9 protein-coding genes are annotated in these 12663 nt (G+C 54.5%); 2 read left to right on the top strand and 7 right to left on the bottom strand.

Annotated elements, in window-relative coordinates; genetic code table 11:
* Positions 1–539 precede the first annotated feature (539 nt).
* From SH528x_RS14645 to SH528x_RS14630, 4 genes are all read right to left on the bottom strand, one after another.
* Entirely contained in the window at positions 540–941 is a 402-nt protein-coding gene (locus SH528x_RS14645) for a TadE/TadG family type IV pilus assembly protein (protein ID WP_442511259.1), read from the bottom strand.
* 26 nt (positions 942–967) lie between these two features.
* The gene (locus tag SH528x_RS14640) at positions 968–2119 is read right to left on the bottom strand and encodes a VWA domain-containing protein (RefSeq protein ID WP_442511258.1); all 1152 of its coding nucleotides are present in this window, start codon (positions 2117–2119) and stop codon (positions 968–970) included.
* Between the two features lie 14 nt (positions 2120–2133).
* Positions 2134–2502 carry a TadE/TadG family type IV pilus assembly protein gene (locus SH528x_RS14635; protein WP_442511257.1) on the bottom strand — a complete coding sequence of 123 codons (369 nt, stop codon included), beginning with the start codon at positions 2500–2502 and terminating at the stop codon, positions 2134–2136.
* Between the two features lie 378 nt (positions 2503–2880).
* On the bottom strand, positions 2881–3888 hold the full coding sequence (locus SH528x_RS14630; RefSeq protein WP_442511256.1) for a lipid II:glycine glycyltransferase FemX: 1008 nt from the start codon (positions 3886–3888) through the stop codon (positions 2881–2883).
* Positions 3889–4312: 424 nt separating this feature from the next.
* Here SH528x_RS14630 and SH528x_RS14625 point away from each other — a divergent pair, with 424 nt between their 5' ends.
* Positions 4313–5125 (top strand): hypothetical protein, encoded by an 813-nt coding sequence (locus SH528x_RS14625; protein ID WP_442511255.1) that lies wholly within the window; start codon positions 4313–4315, stop codon positions 5123–5125.
* A 156-nt stretch (positions 5126–5281) separates the two neighbouring features.
* Here the strand turns inward: SH528x_RS14625 and SH528x_RS14620 are convergent, their stop codons facing one another.
* The 3 genes from SH528x_RS14620 to SH528x_RS14610 all read right to left on the bottom strand — a co-directional run bounded on the left by SH528x_RS14620 (position 5282) and on the right by SH528x_RS14610 (position 11630).
* Entirely contained in the window at positions 5282–7390 is a 2109-nt protein-coding gene (locus SH528x_RS14620) for a hypothetical protein (RefSeq protein ID WP_442511254.1), read from the bottom strand.
* 116 nt (positions 7391–7506) lie between these two features.
* Positions 7507–10071: a DUF1553 domain-containing protein gene (locus SH528x_RS14615; protein WP_442511253.1), complete on the bottom strand. Its 2565-nt coding sequence runs from the start codon at positions 10069–10071 to the stop codon at positions 7507–7509.
* Between the two features lie 125 nt (positions 10072–10196).
* Positions 10197–11630: a DUF1501 domain-containing protein gene (locus tag SH528x_RS14610; protein WP_442511252.1), complete on the bottom strand. Its 1434-nt coding sequence runs from the start codon at positions 11628–11630 to the stop codon at positions 10197–10199.
* 662 nt (positions 11631–12292) lie between these two features.
* On the opposite strand from SH528x_RS14610, the gene SH528x_RS14605 reads away from it, so the two are divergent.
* Complete coding sequence (locus tag SH528x_RS14605; protein ID WP_442511251.1) at positions 12293–12565, top strand: hypothetical protein; 273 nt, start codon at positions 12293–12295, stop codon at positions 12563–12565.
* Positions 12566–12663 lie beyond the last annotated feature (98 nt).

Raw genomic sequence — 12663 nt, 5'->3', positions numbered from 1 at the left:
AAAGCTGTCGATTCTGGGGCGACTACGGAAGCATGCTCACCAACGGATTCGCTCGAAAAGGTGCATCAGACGACGCACCCATTCAACTCTTTCGCACCGGCACGTTCATTCCGCCAATCAGTTTTCCTACATTAAGAACGTTCGGTAGGTCGTGAGGACGTGCTTCAGGCGGGGCGGTAGGGATGCAAGATCGTACGGTTATCGTTGTCGCCGCTACCGTGGCTGCCTTTTCGTGAGCAATGCAACCTCAGACAACCGCGCTGCTTCGTATTACTTAAGCAAACGTTCGAAAATAACTTTGCCATTTCAAAATGTTTCCCGAGTGAGATGAACCCTCCTGTGGCGTTTGGGCCGTTCCGCTGGAGCTTTACTGGAATGGGCGTAGGTCGACCGCCACCTTTGGAGGTAGTGGACGAAGCTACGAGTCCCAGCGACTTAGTGGCACGACGGGACTCGTCGCCTCGTCCACTACAGAGAAAACACTTCACCCGCGTGATTTGTAACAAAACTCGATTGACGATGTTATTTCCGAACAGTGCCTAAAAGGTTGCTTCACGGGGCAGCGTGACGCTGGTGGTGATAGTCCTTCCCATGAAATACTGCGGCGTGATGAACGAGTTCGCGGACGTGATCGGCACCGTTACGGTGACCGTGACCGATTCTGTGTTGGGTTGAATGTTGCTGGGACTGACAACCGCCGACCCACCACTGATGTCGACAAAGTCCAATAGTTGAATCGCGGCCTGCTCGCATTCGGATGACGTCGCCCCGGGGACAATTCCCTTTCGAGCCCCTTCGTATGCCGCATTGATCGCGGTGTTGCGAATCATGTTCACACGAGAGAATTCAATTCCTGCGAAAGTGAACAGCAGCAGGATGGGGAACGCGACGGCGAATTCTACCGTCACGGCTCCGCGACGTGGTTTTCTCGATCGGGTCATGGTGTGGCTTGGGCGTATCGAGAACATTATTGGGTAAGAATCGAGATTGAACCTGCGATTTTGCTAAACGCATCGTTCAGTGTCGCAGCGTCGGGCGCGTGAAAATGGTACCCACCGCCTGCCACGGCGGCTTCTTGCATATCCATGATCACAGACGTGGGACACGAGCCGAATGTGATCGTGTGTACTTTGATGCGATCGCCAGCTGCCAACGCCGCTATATCCGCAGGATGGACACCGTTGGTATAAGCTCCATCGGTCAGCACGACCATGATCTTTTCCGCGGTAGCACGAGAGCTGGCTCCTTTGAGTTCGGTTCGAGCGAGCGACATGCCTTGGCTTGTTTCCGTATTGCCGCCCCAGACGGTGGTACTCAAGTTTTCCATCGCCGATGTGATGCTGGTAAAGTCGGAAGTCAGGGGTTGATCGAGCGTGACGTTCTGGTTCGTCACACCACAGGCCGTGTAGTTGCTGGAATAGGTCACGATCGCGACTTGTTCTTCCGCAAGCGTGTCGTTCATCTTCGCTAAGAAAATCTTGATGGCATTATCCAGTGCGATCCATCGGCTGTCCGCCAACGGCACATCGCACGAGCGAGGATCGCCGCTGCCCATTCCCGTGGCCGTATTGGATACCGCCAATTTCATGGAACTCGATCGGTCCAGCACCAGACAAATATCGGCATTGATAAACCCAGCGGTTGCGTCCGCGGTCGTTTGAAAGCCGGCACCATTGAGCAGACTGGAAAAAAATAGATCGACTTCACCATCCGGTGCTGCGGATGTGCGGCGACCGTTGACTTGGACCGCGTTCATTGGCGAACCACTTGCCGTGAACGACCATTTACCCGTTGTTGATCGGACGGTATTGCCAAAGACAAAGTCAGAGTCTTCAAGCGTCAGCCCTTCCCCTGCGACCTTGTTAGCGCTGGCGATTTGTTTCCCCTTGGCGATTGCCATTGCTGTATCACCAGTTTCCGCCAATTCAGACGACGCGGCTTTGGCGGCCAAGTCCGTTGCCGCGCGCAATTCGGCACGCGACAATTGCATGTAGGCGAGGTCAACCGAGAACCCGAGCAACAACATCAACACAGGAAGCATGATCACAAAGACCACCGCCGTCGCCCCTCGGCGACCACGACTCGGCAACTTTCGGAACTGAATGCATAGACGTTTCATTACGATTCCATGATTTATTGCTTGATGGCCGTCAGACTACTCGACAAGGAGTGAGCAAATCCGAACAACTGAGGCCCGACGATATTTCCGTTGGTGGCCGCTTGGATTGTCACGGTGACCGTATCGCCACGGGCTAGCGAACTGTAGGCGGCACCTCCCGCTCCTGCGACCAACACATCCGATGGCGTGACGCCGCGAGACGCGAGCGTTGCATTGACTCTGTCGACGACATCCGACTCTTTCGAATCGGGTTTCAGTGCGATTAGAGCTCCCTCGTAGGCTGATTCGCAGATGACTTGCTTCATCGCGATCATGTTACAAGCTTCAATCGAGGCGAATACGATCAGGAACAGAACGGGCATACAAACTGCCAATTCCACCATAGCCGTCCCGCCTCTGCGTCGTTCTCTGCTTCTACGCACAGCTCGAAGTCCCGGAATTGAAAATGAGTGGGTCGATCGCACGATTGATCGCAAACCGATAAACGGAAACCCCATCAAGCAGCGTGCCCCGGATAATCACTGTGCAATGGGGAGGTATACGAATATGTACGCCAGTCCACAGAGTCCGGTGATAAGGACAAGACAAATGAGAGGGGCAATCGACCCCAGACCGCAAGGATTTAACGGTTGCATCGGTTGAATGGGCCAGAACAGTCCGCCAGAGGAAGGATCTCTGTGGTGTGAGTGTTTGCAACGAGGCTGACTCTCTGAAAAACGCCTGCTTTTTCAGCCCCCACTGTCACGTCGGTTTAAGGCGGATCAGGATTTAATCAGCAAACGGTATTCTTCATACGCTTCACGATCAAAGACGAAATCGAGCGACGGAACGAAACCTAGTTCACGTCCGCCAAACTTTCGCTTGAAGGAGCTAAAATTGGCCCATTTGTCATCAGGTGCGTCCGTGGGCGAAACGCCATAAAAGTCGTACCACTTGCAACCCAACGCTTTGGCTTGCAACATCACCTCGAAATGAAGCAGGTAGGGAGCCATCACGTTGCGATGCGAAAGCTGCGTTCCACCATATTTATAAGTCGCCGTGTCACCGGCATACAGGATCAACGCCGTTGCCAGTCGCGTGCCTTGGTATTCAGCAAAGAATAGAGACCCGCGCTCAAACGGAAACAGTGTTGCTGCTAGCTCGTCAAAATATCCCTTCGAATGCCGCGACATATCTTGCCGGCTAACGGTTTCTTCGTAGAGACGCATGAAGTCGGCGAGCCCCGTCGCGGAATTGTCTTGGACGACGGAAACGTTGTGCCGGCGGGCGACGCGAGTGTTGTACCTTCCTTTGGTCTTCATTTGTTTCAGGATGGAGTCTTCGGACATCGTCAAATCGACACACAACGTGTTTCGTGGTTCGAGCCAATTAACCGATCGGTGGAACCCTTTGACGAATTCCGGTTTGTCCAACCACCGCGGCTCGATTCTCAGGTGACTGACAACATACGACGATTGCTTGCGGTGATCGTCGACGTACTCCATCATCGCCTCGAACAAGTCCGCTGCATCCGTGTGGTTCTTGGGAAGCACGGGGCCATGAGGCACATAGTAGAAACACTTGTCGGGCGCAAACATTTTAATCAAAACGTTCGCTCCGCCACAAATCTTGTTTTCGTCACTGGCCGCAAACCCGAAACCATTCCAGCCACGGAGCTTCAGAAAGTCAATCCACCAAGAGTATTGTTTGTGCCCAATGTCAGGACGCTGGTCCGCCAGAAACCGGTCCCAGTCACTGAGCGAGCGTGTCGCCTCGGTTTGCTGTTCCATGTTTTTGATCGCCGCTTAACATCGGGTAGAGAAATTCATGTTCGCATCTGAGCCTGGAGAACGTCAGTTTTTGTCCCAGATTAGTGCGTCGATGGGACAACCGCAAATCTTTTTGGTACATCTCGAAAATGGCACGACGAGTCTTTCACATCGGCGCCCCGTTTCGCTCCGAGCGTGTGGGGATAAAACGCGAACGATTGCGGGATGTATCACAATTCGACATGAGCAAGTGTTTGCATCCGTATCGCCAGATCAGGTAGAATCATCTGAAGATTCGATCCCCATTCGATGCAATCCAACATGCCCTCACTTGCTCGCAGTGGGCAAACGTTCACACGAGCATACGATCTGACCGACCTAAAACTGTTGGCAAGACCGCCACTCGTTTTCCGCATATCGACGCTGATGTAAAGGGAGCCCTGTCATGTGCCGTAGTCTTATAATGCTCGGCAAATGCATTGGAATCGTCGTCTGCGTGTCCCTGTCCCATGCTTCAGCGAACGATATTGAAACCACTGCATTAGCACGCCGTGATGCAATTCAAGAAGAACTGTCGAAACCAGGGAACCGACCGTGGACGGGCGAGTACAACTACAGCTACCGACCTTGGGGTTCGGGGAATCGCATGCTGATTTCGTCACAAGCAGGTGTCTACCGTGAATACACATGCGGTTGTACCAGTACGAAGTCACACAGTTCAGGAACGGTTTCGCTAACGCCCGGTGACATTCAAATCGATTGGACCGTAGGCAAAAACAGTTTGCCGCGGTCTGAGATTCTGGTTCCGGTTTGGTGGGGAACCAAAGACTATCTCGTTTTACAAAGCGAGGTACTTTCGTTCTGTGTCGCGGCGCGTCGTGGGGAAGAATTGCCAGATGCTTGGGTCAAGCCCATGGGGTTAAAACGAAAGCCACTGACAACGCCGTTGCTTCCGAAATCCTATGGTCAGTACGAGCAGATGGAACATATCCAGGGAAAGGTCACGGGCCTGATGAAAAACGATTGGATCAGAGAATCGATGCGGTCTCAGCGACGCGTTCGCATTGGCATCGGAACCGATGACGGCCTGCTTCCTGAGATGAAAGTCTATCCTGCTGACAAGAAGATCAAAAAAATCGCTAAGATTCGGATTTATCGGTTAGGACGCGTGGATTCATTTGCACTTGTCACGTCCGAGGACCTTTCTGCGTTTGATCAATTCCACATGGACTCTGCCGTTACGACCGATCCTGAGTAATGGAGAGAGCGGCAACTCGCAAGGGTCTCAGCGATGCGGGATATGGCCGGCGGGTTGTCTTGAGTTCGGCCAGCGAGATGTTAACCATCAGAGAACGTGCTTCCATTCGCGGCACATCGCGATTGGGACAAATGTCGCTGTTGGCCTCGCTAGTAATCAGGGCGAAACAACCCGGAATGTGACGTGGTTGCTGGGAATAAAGACAGTCAACGCTTGCTCGGCGTGAGCCTTTTTGGCCACCTCGATCCGCTTATCGGCTTCCGCGAGTGCAGCTTTGATCGCAGCCAAGTTTGCTGCTTGAGCGGGATCATCGTGAAGTGTTTGCAGCATCGCTCGTGCCTGTTGAGCCGCTGCTAAGGCCTGCGGATTTGGCCGAACTTTCACTTTCGTTTCCGCCAGCATTGCGAACGAATACGTTCCTACGGCAGCGTTAGCAGCGGTTTTGATCGCTGCAGCAGCCTCACTTTTATCTGCGGGCACGGTCACCTCGGCGATAGTCACACCCGCTGGTAACGAAAGTGGGCGAAGTACACAGACGTCTTTGCCGCCTTCGCGACGTGTCAACTTGATTGTCAACGGCAACTCTTGGCCGGCCTTCACTTCGGGCACTTTTTCATCATCCAATCGGATCGTGATCGGAGAAATGTCGTGCTCGGACACCGCCACTACGAGATCGGATGCGATTCGAGAACGAACGTAATCTCGTCCCCCTCCCTTCGCCATTTGCAGTGTCGCGGCAACCGCCGTTTCGCTGATCGCATGATCAATACTGCGGCCGACGATGCGTATCGGAGCCACGCCAGCAGTGGCATCGTCGGCTGCCGTCAGCGTTAAATCGGTTTGTGTTTGATTCGCGGCAATGGTGGCCGGTTTGCAATGAATCCCCGCAGGCAAATTCTCGGCCGTGATTTCGATGGGCCCCGCCCAACCCTCACGCCGGATCGCAAAAACACGAACGAGTTCTCCACCCCCGCGAAACAATTTGGAGCCATGGGGGCGAGCTAGTTTAACGTCTTTATTTGGGTAAACACGAGACGCGACAAGCGTGAAACCGGGATCGGGATTGGCGACCCGCAGCACAAATCGCTGCTGCTCGCTCAATGACGTTCCAATGTCTAAGTCGCGAACGGTCAAACGATACGTCGCCGTCGCCGGAGCTGTGAACAATAGCGAAGGGTCTTTCGTGCTCAGCGAAATCATCGAGTCACTAACCGCTTGGCCATCATCGGACCGTGCGACCTCTTGATAGGACGGCACCCCCGCATCATCACGCTGGATCCGATCCAGGATCACGCGAGCATCGGTCGGTTCCCCAAGTCGCTGCGAAATCACATCGATCGCCACAACTTCGCCCTTAGTGGCGTCGAATTCGAAAGTATTCTCATCGCCGGGTGGAGCAAACCACCACGTCGCCTGATACGGCAGCTCGATACGTTCAGCGCCCCCACTCGAAGCAAACATTGGCGGTGCCGCAGGCTCGATTTCGAGCGCCGTGGCACTTTCCGCCCCAAGGACCACGCCAGCACCGGCGGCTTCGCTGTTTGCATTTGATTGCAGCGACACTTGATAAAGGTACTCGGCTCCGCTTCGATACAAATATTCATTCACGGCAAGGACACACTTGCCGGGCGGTTGATCCTGAAGTCGCAGGACGGGATCAAAACCATCGGCGCCGCGTGCAGATGCAACCACCTCGCCAGCGGCGTTATAGAGTCTCAACTGGCCTATCATGGGCGAGTCGATTGTCTGAGACCGATAGTGGATCAGAGCGTGAGTTTCCGTCAGCTCGACTGCATAAAAATCAATCGATGCCCCCGACGACGATGCGCTGTGCCACTGGTCGGTGGGAAGCGGAGTGGCCGAATCGAAATCATGACTGACGGCGGCATCGACGACAGCCAACTTGCTGACCCAAAAAGCACGCGGATTGGACACACCGTGCCGGCCAATCGCCCGCACTTCGTAACGCCCCGGCGGGACATCGTCCGCGATCGCGACGTCGAAATGACCGTATTTGGGTATTGGCGAAAGCAACGGTGGCGGTGTCGTTTGCGAAACCGGTTGTAGCGTCGCTGTGATCTCCGGATGCGAAAACAACAGCTGATCTACTTCGTCCATCCGGTCCCCCGTAACGGAAACTCCACTCGACTGACCCACGGTTGCGGTTGCCGGTCGAATCGAACGCAGCTCGATCGCTAGGAACTGAGCATGCGTGATCGAGGTCATGCCGATGCAGAGAAGTGCAATGCGGAGAGGAAGTTGCATAGCGTGGGGAGAGGGGAAGAAAGGTGGGAGTGAGGAGTGAGGAGTGAGGAGTGAGGAGTGAGGAGTGGGGAGTGGGGAGTGGGGAGTGGGGAGGCGGGAGGCGGGAGGCGGGAGATTTAGTGGTTGAAGAGGAATTCTTTTGAATTGACGAGCGACCAGAGGATGTCCTCGTACGCCTCTCGACGATTCTCTTTCTGATCGAGATAGCGAAGCATGGTCTCCAGCTCTGTCGAGGTTGCAGGACGGCTGAACGCGGTCAAATACAACTCGCTTAGCTTTCGATGATCGTCGGTTTGGGTGTCGGCGGCTAGCCTTGCAGCGAGTGCCGCATCCGCTGCCAATTTCCCCTGCATTTCGTCGGAGTTAATCAGATGCAGACTTTGAGCCAAGTTGGCTTCTTGTGACCGTTCGCACTCGCATGCCGTGTCGCCTGCGGGCATCCCAAAAACGCTTAAGAAGTACGACGTAAATTGAGTATCGGGTAGCTCCACCGCTCTCGTCCCCGCTGGCATCCCGGCAAACGTGGTCTTATTCCCGGTGACGTCGTCGACTGCATCCAGTAGCACTTCGGCTTGCATTCGCTTTGGATAGTAACGTGAATAGCTACGTCGATCGCCCAAGTTTCCCGGAACGGGTTCACTGCTAAATCCGTACGTTTTGGACAACACAATCGAACGGACCAGAGATCTCAAATCATAACCTGATTCCACAAATTCCGCTGCCAATGCGTCAAGCAACTCGGGGTTGGACGGCGGATTGGTGATCCGCATATCGTCTTCGGGTTCGATCAACCCCCGTCCCATAAAGTGTTTCCAATAGCGGTTGACCAGCGATTTTGCAAAAAAGGGATTCGACGGATCGGTCATCCAATCGGCCAATACAAACCGAGCATCCTCGCTCGCAGCAATCGCAGCGGGTTCTGCATCCAGCCCTGCAGCGGGCAACGCCTGGCCATTTTTGGGATGAGGCGAGGTCGCTGCGCCAACGCGAGCAAAGAAGTCGGGCTCGAGCGGTTCGCCACCGCCTTTTTTCGAGACGGTCACAAAGAAGGCTGACAATTTTGCGTAGTCCGCCTGGCTCCACTTCTCGTAGGGATGATGGTGACATCGGGCGCAGGCAACACGTTGCCCTAAGAACAGCTGGGCAGCGTCTTCGACTCGGCTGTTTGTGTCCGCAACTTGTTGATACCAGGCCACGGGCGGATGGTTCGCAACACTTCCGGACGCCGTGATGATCTCGCGAACAAATTCATCATACGGTTTGTTCTCTGCAATGCTGTCGCGAATCCATTGGTAGAAGGCGACGGTTGCAAATTGCAATTCACTTCGTTGCCGTTTGTTGCGAAGGATCGTATTCCACTTGCCCGCAAAATAATTGGCATGATCCGAACTGCGTAGCAACCCATCGACAAGCGTCGGCCGTTTCTCCGCCGACGAGTCTTCGAGGAATGTGCGTGTTTCGGCTAGCGTCGGCAACCGACCGGTGATATCCAAAGTCGCTCGCCGCAAGAACGTGGCATCATCACACATTGGTGAAGCAGGTATGCCAAGGGATTGCAGTTTTGCGAACACATGCGTATCGACCAAGTTTGCCGGTTCGGGGGTCAACGACTCAGGCGATGTTTCGAGTTGCTGGGGAATATCGGCGCGGAACACCGTCACGTTCCCTTGGTAACGGGCCATTACCGCAACATCGCCTACGAGCGAGTTCAATGTAACGCGTCCTTTTGCATCGACATCGGCCATTTCGGTATCGTTGGTCGCGTACACGACGGCGCGAGTGACGTCTTCACGCGAGCCGTCGGAATAATTGGCAACGACCGATAATTGTTGGCTCGTCCTGGGCAACAGACGCCGGTGCGACGGCAAGACTTCGATCGATGTCACCTTGGGCTCATTGCCATCTCCGTACTTTGTTCCTTGAGCGATCCAGCGTCGCATCAAGCGATACTCGTGACTATCGGCCTCTAAACGCTGCCCGCCGCCATGCGGCGACGCATTAATCGACTTCATTAACAACAGACTTCGGTCGGGAAACGCGGTGGAGATTCGGCGACCGCGTGACTCCTCTACCAAGTGTCCGTAATCCTCTCGCGGTTCGAAACCGAGCAGCGATAGTTTGAATCCGTTTTGGCCCGCAGCCTTGCCATGACAGCCGCCACCATTGCACCCCAGCTTGGTAAAGATTGGAACGATTTGGCCTGGAAAGCTGACCGGTTGGTCTTCGTTCATTCCGCTGACCTTGATGATCGCGGTTGCCATCTCGCCTTCGGCCCCCTCCGCCTTGATCGTCGCGTGGCCATCCGCGATTGGAATCACCAGCCCACCAGGATCAACCGACGCAATCCCGCTTGGTTCGACCACGTACGTCACCTTCGACGTGGCATCTTCGATTGCCGTGAGTGATGAATCGCCAAAGTGTCGCGACACGATCAGTTGGATTCGAGCATCACGTCCAACGAGCAAGCGATCGGCGTCGGAGTTATCGATCGTAAGCGTGTTCGCCGCAAACGAATCGCTGACGGCGAAACAAATTACAAAAGCAACAAGCCATCGAAACTTAAAGTTCGACGGAGTCGGGAGGATCGATGCAGTTGCCAGAGGCGAACGCATTGCCAAGGCACTCGGCAGCGTTCCGCGAATGACCTTCGGAACCATTACTGACGTAGCGGAACTCGTCAAGAGTTTCGATTCGTTCGCCGATTCACGAAAGCCTTGATGACTTCCGCTACGATTCATCCCGCCACTTAATGGCCCGACGGTCCTTGGTTTGCTTGAAACCGTACAACGGTCTTTGGAAAACAACATTAGACCAACTCACCAATGGGGTCATGGTCAACCAAGAACTGGGGCCGCCCAGTGGGGTCGATCAAGGTCGTCGAGGAGGTCTCAATCCCCAGGTTGTGATACATCGTCGCCACGACTTCTTGCATGTGTACGGGACGTTCGCTGGGTTCTTCGCCCAATCGGTTTGTGGCTCCGATCACTTGTCCCGTGCGCATCCCGCCGCCGGCCAAGAAGGCCGAATTGACTTGGGTCCAGTGATCTCGCCCCGCCTTGGCATTGATTTTCGGTGTGCGGCCAAACTCGCCCCACACGACCACGGTGACATCATCGAGCATGCCACGTTCGTCCAAATCGGTGATCAGAGCACTGAGGCATTGATCAAGTTTAGATCCATGGTCGCGGACGAGGTCAAAATTCTTGCTATGCGAATCCCAACGCCCGTAACTCAAACTGACCACGCGGGCACCGGCTTCGACCAACCGTCGCGCGATCAATAATTGGTCATTGACGGTCGGTGATCCGTCGTACTGGAATTGGTAGGGCTTCCCATCGCCATAACGCTCGACCACTTTTGGATCTTCTTTTGACAAATCGAGGGCGTCGACCAACTTGCTGCTGGTGAGCACATCAAGTGCTCGTTGGCCAAACGCATCCATCCCAGCCATCGTTCCGGTGACATCAATATCACGACGAAGCGTATCGATTTCGGAAAGCAAATTGCGACGGTCAGCCAGCCGATCCAACGTGATGCCTCCGAGCGTCATGTTTTTCATGCCAGGACCGTCGGGTTTGAACGGTGCGTAAGCGGCTCCGAGAAAACCACTTGTACCGGAATCGGACCAAGGCACGTGCCTGGTTGGCGCCGCCAGGCCAATGTTCGGAGGTACCGATGCATCGACGGGACCAAACAGTTTAGAAACGGCTGCCCCGACCGCCGGTCGACCGCCAATACTTTTTAGATCATTGGGCCGCCAACCGGACATGCACTGCACAGCGTCGTGCCCTCCGCTGCATCCCACCAGACTGCGGATGATGGCGGCCTTGTCCATCAGCCCTGCCAATTTTGGGAAGACTTCACAAATTTCGATCCCAGGCACGTTGGTCTTGATTGCCTGAAATTCGCCTCGCACTTCACTGGGCGCCTCGGTCTTGATATCCCACATGTCTTGGTGTGGGGCGCCGCCCGCGAGAAAGATATTGATGACGGCTTTATGCGAATTGGATTGGCCCGTGGCGGCTTCGGCTCGCATTAAATCGGCCAAAGTAAAACCGACGCCGCCCATCGCTAAGGCGCCGATCTTCAAAAATCCGCGACGCGGAACCCCGTCGCAATATTGACCGGCATGGCCAGTGTTTGAAGTACCCGATTTGCGGGGGCCAGATTTTGGCCCAAGTATTGACAACATCATGAGCCAATTGACCAGCGGTAGGATGTGAGGAAGGGAGCAACGCATTGCAGGAGGGGAGCGTTGCTTCTAGGGGGGGGATAGCAGCATTCTAACCCGACAAGGCAAGCAAAAGCAACCAAGTAATCCCCGCGATCCGATTTTGGCGTTTCGTAGCGAATATCAGTAGCGAATAACCTCGGTGCGTCAGACAACTTCGCAGCTCCGCTGCAATTACCCGCCTAGCTGTTCCTGAGAATTAGAACGTACGGAACGAATCCGAAAGACCCGAATCTCATTTGTGGGTAGTCGCAACGCGGCGAGAAGTCTGCCGGCAGATCGACACGGGTACACCGAAATGTAACAAACGAGAATTCACTCTGCCGGTCGGATTAAGCCCCTTTATTGACGTCACTGCCCTACTTTGCGAGCACGATTCAGCTTGAATGCGAGGGGTTACACCTCTGCGAAGTGGACTTTGTGCCCCACTTCGCGTACGATAGGGGCACCAGCAGGGATTGAGCGAGACATGATCGGCGGTACCGTTCCCACACTCACGCTCACTCGTTTATTCGATTTTTCTCCTGCCAAACGCACCATTGCGTGGGCGACGTGCAAGCACAACCAACGTCGTGTCTCTCTACGATGTGCTTTCTGGTTGCACGATTTTACGAGCTCGGACGCTCATTAATGATGAGCCGCAATGCTCTGAAAACAAAAAGTAACGCAATATGAGCGAGAATAAATCGACAACCACCGCCGCCCAAACAAATGGCAATATCTGCCCAATGTGTGGCAAACGTGCTTATTCCAAAGGCGGCATTCATCCTCAATGTGCTGTTTTGCAAGCTGATGCGGCCCGGACCGAAGAATTGAAGGCACAGCGAAAATTGGACGCGGAAACGCCCAAAGAGTCGTCTTGGTCCAAAAAGAAGTGCCCGAAGTGCTCCAATGAGTCGCACGTACGCAAAAAGGTTTGCGATTGCGGACACACTTTCTTTTAGATCCTTTCCGCTTAGCTCTCTCGCTCTGAGCAGGTCAATATGAGTCATTCCACATAATGATCTGAGCCGACGGCGCTAGCCGCGGGCAAGTTTCCTGC

The sequence above is a fragment of the Novipirellula methanifontis genome, from assembly GCF_052161655.1.
Taxonomy (GTDB): Bacteria; Planctomycetota; Planctomycetia; order Pirellulales; family Pirellulaceae; genus Novipirellula.
The sequence above is the reverse complement of the archived record's forward strand: the minus strand, read 5'-3'. Positions and strand labels throughout refer to the sequence as shown.